Below are 14328 nucleotides of genomic sequence, written 5' to 3'. Positions count from 1 at the left end.
CCCCATCCGGCCGCGCCGCAGAGGGTGTCTCGTCCGCCCTGCCTCCGCCTCGCCGCGGCGGAGCCGCCGGGCGGCCCCGGTCGGTGCACCGCCGACACGCCACGATGGACACCTTCACCCAAAATCGGGCAAACATCCCAAGTTTTACAGAATTGCAAATTCTGCACTAACCAGGCCATTCAAATCTTTTTTGCCCATAGCAGACTTGACGGTGGGTCAATCAAACAGGCGTGTGCATAATCATGTCGGGTCACCACCGGAATCATTCATTCCGCAAGGCGGTGGGCCACCTTGCCGCCCACCCATCGACCTCTCCTGCCGGGCGGAGTTCTGCCGCTGGACCGACCCTCAAGGCGCGCCGATGCCCCTCCTCCGCAGCGCCCGTCCCGCTGTCCTGCTCGCGGTCCTCTCGGCCGGCACCGGCGGGGTGGTGGCCCTGGCCTACGGACACGGGACCGTGCAGCCTTCCGGCGAGAGCGTGACCGGCGGCTCCGTGCTCCACGTCGTCGCGCACCCCGACGACGACCTGTTCTTCATGAACCCGGACCTGAGCCGCTCCATACGGGCCGGTTCCAAGGTGACGACCGTCTACCTCACCTCCGGCGAGTCCGACGGGCGGAACGAGGCCCACGGCCGGCACGTGAAGGATCCCGTGCGGCCCGCTGATCGCGCCTCGTACGCGGAGGCCCGGCAGAACGGCATCCGCGGCGCCTATGCGCAGATGGCGACGGGTGACCGCACGAGTCCGTGGGAGCGGACATCCGTGCCCACGGCCGGCGGCGGGTCTGCGGAGGTGGACGTCCTCGTCGCCGAGCCGCGGATCAACCTGGTATGGCTGCAGCTGCGCGAGGCCCGCAGTATCGACGGCGAGAACCCGGACAGCCTGCGGGGTCTGTGGAACGGGAAGACAGCCGCCCTGGGAGCCCAACTGACCTCGGGCACGCCGGTCAAGCAGCCGTTCTCCTATACCAAGGACCAGGTCGTGCGCACCGTCGCGGCGGTACTCGAGCAGTACAAGCCGACCACGATACGGCTGCAGGACCCGACACCGGGCCTGTGGGGGGAGAGCGGCAGGCTGGTCGACCACCAGGACCACATGTACGGCGCCCGCTTCATACAGGCAGCCACCGAGCGCTACGCGAAGTCGACGGACCGGCCGCACTTCTCGGTCCAGAACTACAGCGGCTACCTCAACACCTCCCTCCCCTCGACGCTCGACCCGCACACAGCCGAGGAGAAGCTCCGCTACCTCAAGACCTACGCCTGGCTCGACCACCAGGAGTGGTGCGGCAGCCCCGCGGGCTGCGGCGACCGCAAGACAGCCGCCCGACCCGCCGGTTACGGCTGGAGCCAGAGCATCCGCTACAGCCGCGGTGACAGCACTTCATGGGTGGCCGAAGGCGCCTCGGGCCGGCTGTGGGCCTTCGCCGTCCTCGACGGGCGGATGGCGTACTGGTCCCACGGCGGCCCGCGGGCGGACTGGCAGGGGCCCGAGCTGCTCCCCGGCACCGGCATGGACACCGGCGCGACGGCGGTACGGCTGCCCGACGGCAGGATCGCGGTCTTCGGCACGCGCACCACGTTGGGCGCGGGGCCGCAGGACTACACCCGTGGCATCGTGTACGCCGTCCAGTCCTCGCCCGACGGCGCGTTCGGCCCGTGGCGGACGCTCGGCACTCCGGAGGCATCGGACGCGGAGGGCGCCTCGGCGATCAGCGGGCCTTCCGTCGCGGTGGACCGGACCGGCCGCATGACGGTATACGTGCGCGACGCGAAGCTCACGCTGCGCGCCCGGGCGCAGACCGCCCCGAACGGCCCGTTCGGACCATGGCAGGCGTTGGGGGGCGCCGATCTTCAGGGCGAGCCCGCGACCGCGATCGATGCGGAGGGCAGGCGCCACGTCTACGCGGCCACGAGCCGAACCGTGCTGGCCTGGGTCCAGCAGACACCGGACTCCCCGCTGGAGGGCCCCCTGCCCACCGGGCTGCCACCGACCACGGTGCCGTTGTCGGTCTCCCCTGAGGGCGAGGGCGTCCGGCTGTTCTTCCGCCGCCCCGGCTCGGGTGCGGTCCGTACCGCTCTTGCGACAGCGGGCAGGCCGGCACCGCGTGTCTCCCCGCTCACCGAGGTCGGCGGCGGGGCGGGCTACGGCGCGGTGGGCGTCGCGGGCCCCCTGCTTGCGGGCCGCGGGGGGAGTGCGGGCACGATCAGTACGGTCGGCATGGGCGGAACAGGCTCAAGGGACGGCTCGGGCGGTGCCCCGGTCTGGAGCGAGTCCCGGATGCTGTACACGGGCGCCCCGGCGGGCTTGGTGGAGGCGTCCGGTGCAGCCTCGATCGCGGTCCTCGGCCTGGACGCCGACCTGCACGTCACCACGGCGCCGCCGGCCGCCTCGCAGCCTGGCGCCCCCCGCCCCCGCTCCCTGTGGCTTCCCGCGGTGCGCCGCTGACGCGCCTCAGCCGGGGCCGTGTCCCCCGGGCGTGTCCCGGGCGACGCAGCGCGGCCCCGTCGCACCGCCGCCCCGCCGCTCCCCCGGTGCGGTGGTCACCCACCCGGGTTCCTGCGGCGCGTACGCAGCGCACTGACGCCCGCCACGAGCAGCAAGACGGCGGCGGCAGCGGCACTGCCTGCCAGGCCGAGCCGCAGTCCCGGCGGGCGGAAGGCGCACCGGAGCGCGTTGGCGCCGCCGGCCAGGTCCACGGCGATGAGGCCGCCGAGTGTGCGTGGTGTGGTGGCCGGGCCCCCGTCGACCGCGCACTGCCAGCCCGCCGTCGCGGGTACGGAGACGACCGCGGTTCCCCTGGTTCCGGGGGCGAAGAGGGCTTCGAGCGTATGCCCGCCGCTGCGGAGGCGCTGCGGGCCGGTGGCCTGCAGGCGGGTGACGGCGTGGTCGAGCGCGGCGTGGTTCAGGCACCCGATCGGGTTCTCGGGAATGTACTGCCTGCGCCCCGAGAGGACCGTCAGGGTGATCGCCCCGTTCTCCGGTACCTTCCCCAGCGCGGTCAGGCCAAGGCGCGTCATGCTGTGGCGGCCGGAGCCCTTCACCGTCCGGCCCTGTGCCTCGACCCGGCCGAGGAACCACGGTGCGTACCAGTACGCCTCGGTGCCGGGTGTGCAGGGCGCGGTGAACGTGCGGCCGGAGCTGCCCTCCGGGTCCGAGGCCAGCGCCCAGCCGCGGCCGGCGACGGGTTCGGGGGGCGCACCGGTTGAGGGGCGGAGCCGGGGCACCTCGTAGACGCGGGCGCCGAGCACGCGTTCCTGGCGGGCGAAGACGGTGGCGTCCGTACCGGCGTGGTCGAGGATCGTGCCGGGAGGCCGGACGGTGACGATGGGTGGCGCCGGCACCGTCGGCCGAGTGAGGCCGCGGGAGCCCGCACTCCGGTCGGTGTAGCTGCTGATTCCCATGATCACTCGGCTGACGGGGTCGGTGAAGCTCAGCGTGTGCCGGCCTTGGATGTACCAGCCCGCGCCGAGCCGGTGCAGCGCTTCAGCGGTGCGTGCGGGCACGTAGCTGCTGTAGTAGGAACCGCCTTGTCCGGCAAGCAGCATGGGATCGTTGTTGGCGTACTCGTGGGGCCCGGGGTCGGTGCGGGTGACCGGCCAGTCGTCGGCCGACCTGAGGAGTTCGTACGTGGCCGCGGACTCGCTGTCGTACGTGCGCTTGGGCGTCCACCAGGCGTAGGCGTCGCGGAGGACCGTGGTGTTGAAGACCGTGTAGGCCGACGTGAGGAAGACCGTCACGGCCAGTGCCGCGGTCAGCGCGGCGCGCCGTCGGCGACGCCCCCGGTACCTGTCCCGCGTCAGCAGCAGTGCCAGGGGGACGAGGCCGGCGGCCGCCAGCAGCCACGGGCCGCGGCTCATGTGCGTGCTGTCCCGGACGGACAGGATCAGGACGAGCAGGACGCCCGCTCCGCACAGCAGTTCCCGGGGGCCGGGCTCACGCGCGAGCGCCAGCCACGCCGCGGACACCAGGACTGCGGTCAGGGCGAGGGAGGCGCGGTAGGGGCTGCCGTTCGGCATCGCCCCTCCGTGCCAGATCAGGATCGTGGGCAGCCACACGAACGAAGCTGCCATGGCAGCGATGAGGAAGAGCCAGCAGAAGCGTTCCCTGAGCGGCACCCGGCGGATGAAGGGCAGCGTGGCGACGAGCAGCAGGGGCACCATGCCCACGGAGACGCGGGGTCCCTCGGACAGCCCACCCGGCAGCAGCTGCGCCAGGTAGTGGGCTGCGGTGGGTGGGCCTTGGTAGGTCCTCACCGGCGCCGGCTGCGCTGCGTGAGCCGCCTTGAGGCTGACCGCGAGTACGGGCGCGGTGAGGAGGACGCCGGTCAGGGTCATGGAAGCGGCGCGGAGCAGGCTGTCCAGCCGCTCCCGGCCTGTCCGCACGTCAAGGAACAGACGCACGAGCAGGACCAGGGCCATGCCGAGGGTGGCCATCGCCGCGGTGTAGAAGTTGCCTGCCCAGGAGAGGGCGACAAGAAGGGCGCCCGCCACCCAGCGCCGCCGGTGCAGGCACCAGTCGTAGGCGATGCCGACCAGGGGGAGCGCCACCAGACCCCACATCCACATGGGGTCTGCGAAGCCGTCGGAGATCGTCCACGCGCTCAGGCCGAAGCAGACGGAGAGGAGGGCCCGCAGCCATGGGGAGCCCGGGTGCAGTCGGCCCAGGAAGAGGGTCATGAGGGCTGAGGCAAGGCCGATGCTGAACAGGGTGACGAGGAACACCGGAAATTCCACGAGGTGGCGTGGAAAGCCCCCGACGAGCCAGGAGAACGGGTTCATCAGGTAGGTGAAGAAGTCGCTGAGGAAGGGTGTGCCGTATCCGCTCGACCAGTTGAAGTAGAGGTCGCCGGTCGTGTTGCCGTGCATCAGGTCCCACAGGTGGGCGTGGAACGGCACGAGCTGGTTGCCGAGGTCGTTGACGGCACGCGACCGCCCGCCGAAGGGGTAGGTGCCGTGCACGGCCATCGCGAGACAGTAGGCGCCCATGGACAGGAGCGCTACGCACGCCGCGCCCTTCACCGCTGCCACGCAAGAGCCGCTGTTCGTGGGCACACCGGCACCCGGCGCCGCCGGCCCTCCGGCCGCTACCCCCCGCCCCCGTCCAGCCGGTACACGGCGAACGCCCGGCCGATCACCGGCATCGCCACGTTCCTGACGCGGACTCCGCCCTCCGTCATGCCGTGTTCCGTGCCGTGGTGGGCGTGCCCGTGGACCGCCAGGTGCGCGCCCACTTCGTCGATCGCCTCCGCCAGCAGGTGGCTTCCGAGGAAGGGGTAGATCTCCAGCGGCTCCCCCGCCAGGGTGTCGGGGACGGGGGCGAAGTGGGTCAGGGCGACCCGTACGTCGCAGCCGTCCGCGGCGAGTTCCGTCAGGGCGCCGTGCAGGGCTTCGGCGGCCTGGCGCGCCGTGCGGACGAACGCCTTCATCTCCGGCTCGCCGAACTCGCCCGCGCAGCGGCCCGCGAAGCCGCCGCAGAACCCTTTGGCCCCGGCCACGCCGACCTGGGTGCCGCCCGCGTCGATGCGTACGGAGTCGCCCTCCAGGACCGTCACGCCCGCTTCGCGGAGGACGTCGGCGACCTCGTCCTGCCGGTCGCTCTGGTAGTCGTGGTTGCCGAGCACCGCGACGACGGGGACGGGGAGGCCCTTCACCTCGCCGGCGACCACGGCCGCCTCCTCCGGGGTTCCGTGGCGGGTCAGGTCGCCGGCCAGGAGCAGCAGGTCGGCCCGTTCCCCGAGGGTGTCGAAGGCGGGCCGCAGCAGTCCTTCGGAGCCGGGCGCGAGGTGGATGTCGCCGACCGCGGCGATGCGCGTCATGGAAGGTCCTCCAGGTCGCCTTCGGAGGGTGGGAGCACTCCTGCGAGGCGGATGTCGTGCCGCCACTGGAGGCCGTCCAGTTCCTCGGCGGCGATGCTCAGCACCTGCTCGCGGCACGCGGCGGTGGTGACCGTCCCGGTCAGGACGGTGATGGGGCCGTGCAGGTCGATCTGGACGCCGAGTTCGGCGAGGTCGTCGCGGGCCAGGCGCTCGCGGAGGCGCTCGGCCCGGTAGGCGACGGGTTCGTCGTGTCGGCGAGCGGGCCCGTTCATGGGCGCGGCTCCTTCCCGGACGCCTCCGCCCGGTCGCCGTTCCGGCCGCCGCCCCGCTCGCGCAGCCGCGCCCGGGGCTCGATGACGTCGAGGCGTTCCAGGAGGTACAGGAAGGCGTCGGCGAGCGGCATGTCGCGGTACTCCCGGTCGAGTCGGACCCAGTTGATCCGCTCGCGCAGGACGCGGGCGACGGGCAGCAGGTCCCCGAAGTCGCAGTAGTGCTCGGTGAGGGCGGCGAGCCTGCCGTCCATCAGGTCCGTGGGAGCGAGGACGGGCATGTACACGGAGGCGACGGAGCGGACCTCGGCGCGGGCGAGCAGCTCCGCGCCCACCGGCCGCCGCGCGAGTTCGAAGATCAGGTCGATCTGCTCGCCGTCGGCGAATCCCTTGACCAGCCAGTCCTCGGACGACTCGCGCATCTCGATGCCGCCCTTGCGGAGTGCCGCGACGACTTCCTCGGCGTCCTCGGGGCGCACGCAGAAGTCCGTGTCGTGCTGGAACCGGGCGGGTGCTCCGTGGGCGAATGCGGCGACGCTGCCGGCGAGTGCGAAGGGGCTGCCGGAGGCCTTGAGCAGCGATGCGACGCGTTTGGTCACTTCCAGGATTGCGCCGGTGTGGTCTTGCGGCAGCTCACCGGTCTCGGTGGTTGGCGCAGGAACGTGATGGCTCATGGGTCGGCTCCCGGGTCGGCCGGTGGTCGTGAGCGCCTTCCCGTCGGCGGGCCCGGTCAAACCGGGTCCGCCGGTCGGCGCAGGGCCGTGCATGGTGCGGGGGCGGCGGGGCAAGCGCGGGTCTCCGGCGCAGGCCCCGCAGGGGGTCGGCGCCGCGTGCGGCCGCCGCCGCGTGCACGGCGCGGCGGGCCGGACGGCAGGGCAAGGACACGAGAGAGGAGCACGGCCATGGGACACGGCGGAGACGTCGTTCACGAGCTGACCGCCGACCACGACGAGGTGCGGGGCTTCTTCGCGGACCTCGCGAACGCCACCCCCGCCGAGGAGCGCCGCACCCTGGTGGACCTGCTGACGATCGAGCTGGTGCGGCACTCCGTGGCGGAGGAGGAGTACCTCTACCCGGCGGTACGCAAGCACGTGCCGGGCGGCGACGCGATCGCCGACCGCGAGATCGAGGACCACGCCCGCGTCGAGGTGGTGCTGAAGGAGCTGGAGGCGGTCGACGCCGCGGGGCCGGAGTTCGACCGGATGGTCGCCGACCTGCGGAACGAGGTGCTGGAGCACATCCGCGACGAGGAGGCGAACCTGTTCCCGGCGCTGCGGCGCGCCTGCGACAAGGAGGTCCTCCACGAGCTCGGGGACCGGATCCGGCTGGCGAAGAAGCTGGCGCCGACGCGGCCGCACCCGGGGAAGCCGTCGGAGCCGCCGGCGAACAAGCTGCTCGCGCCGGGGCTGGGCCTGGTCGACCGGGCGCGGGACTTCGTCTCCGGGCGCGGCCGGACCGGTTCCTGATCCGGGGCGCCCTCCCCGCCGCCAAGGGGCCCGGTTCCCGGCCGGGCCCCTTGCCCCTGCCCTTATCCGTCTGCGTCTCCGTGTCTCAACATGCAGAACGATCTGTCTCGCATTACGGCCACAGGCCTACAGTGCCGGGTGTGGACACGCCAAGGATGACGCGCAGTTGGGCCATGCTCGCCCTCGGGACCTGCGGCCAGACCGCCAGTACGACGGCCCTGTACGGCCTCGCGTACCTGATCCCCGCGTTTCAGCGGGACCTGGGCGTCTCGCTTGCCGGCGCCGGCCTGCTGGTCTCGTGCCCGATCGCCGGGATCCTCCTCGGCCTGGTCGGCTGGGGCGCGGTCGCCGACCGGTACGGGGAGCGGCTGGCCCTGACCGCCGGGCTGTTCGCCGCCACCGCGGCGATGGCGGCGGCCGCTGCCGTCGCCGCCGGCGATGCCACCCTCCTGGGCCTGCTGCTGGTCGCGGCGGGCGCCGGCGGGTCGTCCGTCAACTCGGCGTCGGGGCGGCTGGTCATCGGCTGGTTCCCGCCCGGCCGGCGCGGGATGGCGATGGGGGTGCGGCAGGCGTCGCAGCCGGTGGGTACGGCGGTGGCCGCGGCGGCGCTGCCGCCGCTGGCCGACGGCGCGGGTGTGGGCGCGGCGTTCGGCCTGTGCGCGGGGCTGTGCGGGGTGACGGGCGCGGCCATCGCCGTGTTCGCCGTGGACCCGCCGCGCCCGGGCGGCCCGGGCGGCCCGGTGCGCCGGGAGCAGCCCGGCGGGCCCGTGCCCGTGTCCGTGTCCCGGGGCCGGGCGGTCGCGGCCCGGCCGCCGTCCCCGTACCGCCGCAGCGCCGGCGGCGGGCACCTGTGGCGGCTGCATGCCGTCGCGGCGGCGCTGTGCGTGCCGCAGTTCGTGGTCACGGGTTTCGCGCTGCTGTTCCTGACGCAGGAGCGGGGCTGGTCCGCCGCCGCGGCCGGGACCGTCCTGGCCGCGGTGAACCTGGCCGGGGCCGGGGTGCGGCTGCTGGCGGGGTGGTGGTCGGACGCGGTGGGCAGCCGGGTCCGGCCGATGCGGTGGCTGGCCGTGGCGACGGCTGCGGACCTGGCGCTGCTCGCGGCGGGCGCCGTGTGGCCGTCGGCGGCGGGTACGGCGGCCCTGCTGGCGGCGTCGGCGCTGACGATCAGCACGAACGGCCTGCACAACACCGCGGTCGCGGAGTGTGCGGGCCCGGACTGGGCGGGCCGGGCCCTGGGCGTGCACGGGACGGGCCAGCACGTGGCGATCGTGCTGGTGCCGCCGTTGGCGGGTGCGCTGATCACCGGCTTCGGTTTCGCTCCGGCGTTCGCGTCGGCCGCCTTGGCGGCCGTACTGGCGGTGGCCGTGCTCCCGAGGGCCGACGGGGCGGCCCGCTGGGCGGGCCCGGGCGCCGCAGCCCCGGGCACCGAAGCCCCCGGCACCGCGCCCGCCCCGCTCACCGGCGGCGCTTCTCCCTCAGGAAGCGGTGCAGCCGGCCCCACGGCCAGGCGTTGACGACGTCCTCCTTCGTCAGCCAGCCGCGCTGCGCCGTGCCCACCCCGTACCGCAGGTAGGGCAGGTGGACGGTGGCGTGGGCGTCGGTGTTGACGGCGAACTTCACGCCGTGGCGCTTCGCCCGCAGGATGTCCTCGTCGCAGAGGTCGAGGCGCTCGGGGTGCGAGTTGACCTCCAGGGCGGTCCCGGTGCGGGCGCAGGCCGCGAAGACGGCGTCGAAGTCGGCGTCGACGCCGGGCCGGATGCCGAGCCGGCGGGTGGTCGGGTGCCCGAGGACGGCGACGTACGGGTTCTCGCAGGCGCGGATGATCCGGCTGGTCATGGCCTCCCGGGTCTGCCCGAAGTGGGAGTGGACGGAGGCGATGCACAGGTCGAAGCCGGCGAGGAAGTCGTCCGGCCAGTCCAGGCCGCCGTCCGGGCCGATGTTGAGTTCGGTGCCGTGCAGCAGCCGCATGCCGCGGAGCGTGCGGTCGAGGGCGCGGAGCCGATCCCGCTGGGCGAGGGCCTTCTCCTTCGTCATGCGCTGCATGGCGAGGTCGGGGGCGTGGTCGGTGACCGCGTAGTAGGCGTAGCCGCGGGCGGCGGCCGCGGCGGCCATGTCCTCCAGGGAGGCGAGGCCGTCGGTGAGGTCGGTGTGGGTGTGCAGGTCTCCGCGAATGTCGCGTTCGGTGACCAGCTCGGGCAGTTCGCCGCGGAGGGCGGCGGCGATCTCCCCGCGGTCCTCGCGCAGCGCCGGGGGGATCCAGGGCAGGCCGAGCCGGGCGTAGACGTCCTCCTCCGTCTCGGAGGCGAGGTTCTCGCCGGTCTCGGTGTCGAAGAGGCCGTACTCGGAGAGTTTGAGGCCGTGGCGGGCGGCGAGCTCGCGGGTGCGGATGTTGTGGGCCTTGGAGCCGGTGAAGTACTGCAGGCCGGCGCCCCAGGAGGCGGGCGGCAGGACGCGCAGGTCGACCTGCACCCCGGAGGCGGTGCGGACGGAGGTCTTCTTCGCGCCGTGCGCGATGACCTCGGCGGTGGCGGGGAGGGCGGTGAGGGCCGCCATGAACGGTTCGGAGGTGTCGGCGGCGACGAGGACGTCGAGGTCGCCGATGGTCTCGCGCATCCGGCGCAGGCTGCCCGCGTACGTGCAGCGGACGCAGCCGGGGATGCGGGACAGCTCGGCGACGATCTCCTCGGCGAGCTCGGTGGCGGCGTCGAGGAGGATGCGGTCACCGGCCTGCCTGAGCAGGAGGATGCCGTGCCGGATGCTCTCCTCGGTGCGCTCGCCGAAGCCCTTGAGGTCGCGGAGCTTCTCGCCGCGCAGGGCCTCCTCCAGTTCCGCGACGGACGAGATGCCCAGGTCGCGGTGGAGGACGAGGGCCTTGCGCGGGCCCAGGCCGGGGATGCGGGTCAGTTCCCGCACGCCGGCCGGGACGGCCTCCCGGGAGGCCTCCACCTCGGGGATCCGGCCGGTGCGCAGGTACTCCAGCACCTTGTCGGCGATGGAGCGGCCGACGTGCGGGATGTCCATGAGGCCCTTGGCGTCGAGCTGCGCGATGTCGACCGGGTGGCCGCCGATGGCGCGGGCGGCCTTCTCGTAGGCGCGGGCCTTGAAGGCGTCCTGGCCGCTGATGGCGATCAGCTCGGCGTACTCCCGCAGCAGCGCCTCGACCCTGTCGTTGGCCCGGCTCATACCTCCAGGTTGCCCCCGCGGGGCGGGGCGCCGCCCGCCGGGGGCCCGGCGGGCGGCGGCGGGGGGCGGCACGCGGCGCGTCGGGCGGCCCCGGCCACGGGACTCCGGGCGTGGGGAGTTGAGGTACAGGAAATCCCGATGAGATTGATCTTGGTCTCCAGGCAGTCGCGTACGGCAGAGTACGGGCAGCCGGGGGTGGCACCAGGGGTGCTTGGCGGTGAAAGCCGTGACCCGTGGTCTGGCCGCGGGGCGACGCTCGTGCAGCGAGGCCGCGGCTTGACGCCCGGAGAGCCCTCGCCCCGGGCCGGAGGGAATGTCATCCGTTGGCTGTGAGCCCACCGGTGGCCGCACCACAGGGGACGGAGCTGTGCGTGGGGTTATCGTCGGCCGACGGCTCCCTTCGGGTAGTGGCGGCGCAGGTTGGCGGCGAGGACGCGGTCGAGCGTACGGTCGGACAGGAACCGGCCCAGGCTCATGATCAAGGCAGCATCCCGGCCGGCGGTGTAGCGGGTGCGCGGTCTGCGGGTTGTCACGGCCTTCGCGATCACCTGGGCGGCGGCGTCAGCGGTCAGGCCCGACGCGGTGCCCGAGGCCATCAACTTGTTGTTCGCTTGGACCAGACCGCCGTAGCGCTCGTCCTGCTCCGGCGTCATCTGGGCAGCCAGGTGGTTCGCTGTTGCGATCCCGCGGGCGGCGATCTCCGTGCGGACGCCGCCGGGCTCGACCACGACGACCTGTACGCCCAGCGGCGCGACCTCCCGGCGGAGTGAGTCGCTTACTGCCTCCAGGGCGAACTTCGCGCCGGCGTAAGCGCCGTATGTTGCCATGGCGTACCTGCCGCCGACCGAGCTGATGTTGATCACGCGGCCCTTGCTGCGCAGCAGGGCGGGCAGGAGTGCCTGAATGACGGCGATGTGGCCGAACAGGTTGACTTCGAACGCCTGCCGCCACTGCGCCATCGGCAGGACTTCGACCGGGGCGTTCACCTGGACGCCGGCGTTGTTCACGAGCGCGTGCAGCGCGCGCGGGTCTCCGGCGACCCGCGCGGCGAGTGCCTCCACGTGCGCGGACTTGGTGATGTCGAGGATGACGGGCTCGATGCCGGCGGATCGGATGGCGTCGGCGTCACGGTCGCGTCGCACGCCGGCCAGCACGTGGAAGCCCCGACGAGCCAGTTCGCGGGCGGCTGCCGCACCCATGCCCGTGGAGGCTCCGGTCACGACGACCAGCCTCTGTGTTTCAGATGACGTTGTCACCTTAGTGACGCTACCAGCACAGATGACACTGTCAACTGTATGATGCAGGTCATGGCCACTCGTGCGGAATCCGCCGCCCTCACCCGCCGCGCTCTGCTCGACGCGGCCGCCGACCTCCTCGACCTCGGCGGCCCCGAAGCCGTCACCCTGCGCGAGGTGAGCGCGCGGGCAGGCGTGACACGGGGAGCTCCGTACCGGCACTTCACGGGCAAGGACAGCCTGCTGACCGCCCTCGCGACCGAGAGCTGGGAACGGATCGCCGACCAGGTCCACACCCTGCGGACCGATCCGGCCCTGTCGGGCTCCGACAAGCTGCGCGGCGCTCTCCGCGCCCTCATCGGCGTCGGCCGGGACCAGCCTCACCTGTACCAGATGTTGTTCAGGCGCCACGGACACCGTCCTGAGGAACTTGGTGAAGGACTCGATCGCGTCCGACGCCGGCTGTGCGCGCCGGCGGGCGACCCAGCCGCAGACCGCATCCGCGCGGCCGGGCGCTTCCAGGAAGAGTTCCTGATCATCGTCACCGACCTCGTCGGGGAGCGGAACGCCAGGCACTACGGCGCCCTGCTGCTCGCCAGCGCCCACGGCATCGCTGACATGGAACTCACCGGCCACTTCAGCACAGACAGCCTGCGCACCACCTCCGACGAGCTGGTCGACACCCTCGTCCGCATGGTCACGGACGCCGGCGAGACGACATAGCAGCGCCCACGCCCCGTCGAGGGCGGGCGACCGCTGCCGGGGTCAGCTGTTTCAGGTCTGTGGCCAGCGGGTTCGCCTGATGTCGACGCCGAGAAGGTCCAGCAGATGCAACTGGACGCCGCATGGCGGGGAAGTCCTCGTCGTGGCCGGCTTCGCGGTAGGCGCCGTGCACGGACATGCCGGTCATGTCCCAGTGCAGCCGGGAACAGTCGATGCCGGACTCGGCGATCGCGGGGGCTCCGACAGTACCGGCCGGCATCTCCGGATGCAGGGCGATCGCGTCCAGGGCGCGGGCCGGCCGATCGTCGTTGAACAGGTCCGCCTCGATCCCGAATACCCTCTCCACCGCCGGGGACTAGCCTGGAGGCATGGGTCGCGGTCCGGTCACCCTGGCGCTGTGCGGTGACGTCATGCTGGGGCGCGGCATCGACCAGATCCTGCCGCACCCGGGCAACCCCGCCCTGCGCGAGGGCGGGATGGCGGACGCCCGCGGGTACGTGGCCCTGGCGGAGGCGGCGCACGGCCCGCTGCCCGCCCTGCCGGTCGGGTTCGACTGGCCGTGGGGCGAGGCACTGGCCGCTCTGGACGGGGCGGCACCGGACGCGCGGATCGTCAACCTGGAGACGGGGGTAACCCTGAGCGGGGACTTCGCGCCGGGCAAGGCCGTCCACTACCGGATGCACCCGCGGAACCTGCCCTGTCTGGCGGCGGTGCGCCCGGACGTGTGCGTGCTGGCGAACAACCATGTCATGGACTTCGGCCGGCGGGGGCTGCGCGAGACGCTCCGCGTCCTGGCCCGGGCCGGGCTGCGGACGGCGGGTGCGGGGCGGGACGCCGAGTCCGCGGGGCGGGCGGCGGAGGTCCCCCTCGGCGGCGGCCACCGCCTGACGGTCCTCGCGTTCGGGATGCCGTCCAGCGGCATCCCGCCCGAGTGGGCGGCGACCGGCCGCCGGGCGGGCGTGGCGTACGTGGACACGCCGGACGGTCCGGCCGCGCGCGCCCTGGCCGAGCGCGTCCGGGAGGAGAAGCGGCCCGGCGACATCGCGGTGGTGTCGGTGCACTGGGGCTCCAACTGGGGGTACGGGGTACCCGCCGGCCGGGCCGCGTTCGCCCGGGCCCTCGTGGACGCCGGCGCGGACGTCGTGCACGGCCACTCCTCCCACCACGCGCGGCCGCTGGAGCTGTACCGGGGGAAGCTGATCCTGCACGGCTGCGGCGACTTCGTCGACGACTACGAGGGCATCGGCGGCTACGAGCGCTACCGCGACGACCTGCGCCCGCTGTACCTGGCCGCCCTGGACCCGGACACGGGGCGGCTGGAGAGCCTGCGCATCACCGTGTTCCGGCCGCTCGCCCTGCGGCTGCACCGGGCCTCCGCCGAGGACGCCGCCTGGCTGCGGGAGCTGCTGGAGCGCACCGGCCGGGGGCTGCGTACGGCGGGCGGAGGCGGGGACGGGGGCGGCGGGGGCGGCGGGGATCCGGCGTCCTGGACCTTCGTACCGGCGTGAGCCCGCCGCCCGCCCAAGTGGTTTACGGCCAAGGTGACTTGGCGGGCGTACGGTCCTCGGCCAGTCGGCCGCGGGGGCGGGCGGGCCTGCTGTCGCCGGAAGTGGCGGGCGGGCACACTGATCGC

The 14328-nt window shown here is 73.4% G+C and carries 12 protein-coding genes; 5 read left to right on the top strand and 7 right to left on the bottom strand.

Annotated features, from left to right (window positions below):
* Positions 1–361 precede the first annotated feature (361 nt).
* Positions 362–2449 (top strand): PIG-L family deacetylase, encoded by a 2088-nt coding sequence (locus tag MUK52_RS28945; protein ID WP_284581350.1) that lies wholly within the window; start codon positions 362–364, stop codon positions 2447–2449.
* A gap of 95 nt (positions 2450–2544) precedes the next feature.
* Here MUK52_RS28945 and MUK52_RS28940 read toward each other — a convergent pair whose 3' ends face one another.
* The 4 genes from MUK52_RS28940 to MUK52_RS28925 all read right to left on the bottom strand — a co-directional run bounded on the left by MUK52_RS28940 (position 2545) and on the right by MUK52_RS28925 (position 6687).
* Complete coding sequence (locus tag MUK52_RS28940) at positions 2545–4989, bottom strand: YfhO family protein (protein ID WP_284581347.1); 2445 nt, start codon at positions 4987–4989, stop codon at positions 2545–2547.
* A gap of 98 nt (positions 4990–5087) precedes the next feature.
* Positions 5088–5819 carry a metallophosphoesterase family protein gene (locus tag MUK52_RS28935; protein WP_114056212.1) on the bottom strand — a complete coding sequence of 244 codons (732 nt, stop codon included), beginning with the start codon at positions 5817–5819 and terminating at the stop codon, positions 5088–5090.
* Complete coding sequence (locus MUK52_RS28930) at positions 5816–6091, bottom strand: hypothetical protein (RefSeq protein ID WP_114056213.1); 276 nt, start codon at positions 6089–6091, stop codon at positions 5816–5818. The genes MUK52_RS28935 and MUK52_RS28930 overlap by 4 nt, the downstream gene beginning before the upstream one ends.
* On the bottom strand, positions 6088–6687 hold the full coding sequence (locus tag MUK52_RS28925; protein ID WP_350206199.1) for a nucleotidyltransferase family protein: 600 nt from the start codon (positions 6685–6687) through the stop codon (positions 6088–6090). The genes MUK52_RS28930 and MUK52_RS28925 overlap by 4 nt, the downstream gene beginning before the upstream one ends.
* A 303-nt stretch (positions 6688–6990) precedes the next feature.
* Here MUK52_RS28925 and MUK52_RS28920 point away from each other — a divergent pair, with 303 nt between their 5' ends.
* Together MUK52_RS28920 and MUK52_RS28915 are read left to right on the top strand one after the other, a co-directional pair.
* Entirely contained in the window at positions 6991–7554 is a 564-nt protein-coding gene (locus MUK52_RS28920; RefSeq protein ID WP_284581341.1) for a hemerythrin domain-containing protein, read from the top strand.
* A gap of 140 nt (positions 7555–7694) precedes the next feature.
* Complete coding sequence (locus MUK52_RS28915; RefSeq protein WP_284581339.1) at positions 7695–9068, top strand: MFS transporter; 1374 nt, start codon at positions 7695–7697, stop codon at positions 9066–9068.
* Here the strand turns inward: MUK52_RS28915 and polX are convergent.
* Positions 9010–10737, bottom strand: coding sequence for a DNA polymerase/3'-5' exonuclease PolX (polX, locus tag MUK52_RS28910; protein WP_284581336.1), 1728 nt, complete (start codon positions 10735–10737; stop codon positions 9010–9012). The genes MUK52_RS28915 and polX overlap by 59 nt on opposite strands.
* Positions 10738–11114: 377 nt before the next feature.
* Positions 11115–11957 carry an SDR family NAD(P)-dependent oxidoreductase gene (locus MUK52_RS28905; protein WP_216827139.1) on the bottom strand — a complete coding sequence of 281 codons (843 nt, stop codon included), beginning with the start codon at positions 11955–11957 and terminating at the stop codon, positions 11115–11117.
* A gap of 87 nt (positions 11958–12044) precedes the next feature.
* Between MUK52_RS28905 and MUK52_RS28900 the strand changes: the two genes are divergently transcribed.
* Complete coding sequence (locus tag MUK52_RS28900; RefSeq protein ID WP_284581333.1) at positions 12045–12695, top strand: TetR/AcrR family transcriptional regulator; 651 nt, start codon at positions 12045–12047, stop codon at positions 12693–12695.
* Here MUK52_RS28900 and MUK52_RS28895 read toward each other — a convergent pair.
* A complete protein-coding gene (locus MUK52_RS28895) occupies positions 12670–13041 on the bottom strand; it encodes a hypothetical protein (protein ID WP_284581331.1) in 372 nt (123 codons plus the stop codon). The two genes, MUK52_RS28900 and MUK52_RS28895, sit on opposite strands and share 26 nt — an antisense overlap.
* A 22-nt stretch (positions 13042–13063) precedes the next feature.
* Here MUK52_RS28895 and MUK52_RS28890 point away from each other — a divergent pair, with 22 nt between their 5' ends.
* Positions 13064–14203, top strand: a complete 1140-nt coding sequence (locus MUK52_RS28890; protein ID WP_284581329.1) for a CapA family protein — start codon at positions 13064–13066, stop codon at positions 14201–14203.
* Positions 14204–14328 lie beyond the last annotated feature (125 nt).

It is taken from the genome of Streptomyces sp. 2P-4 (assembly GCF_030167965.1).
Classification (GTDB): domain Bacteria; phylum Actinomycetota; class Actinomycetes; order Streptomycetales; family Streptomycetaceae; genus Streptomyces; species Streptomyces globosus_A.
The sequence above is the reverse complement of the archived record's forward strand: the minus strand, read 5'-3'. Positions and strand labels throughout refer to the sequence as shown.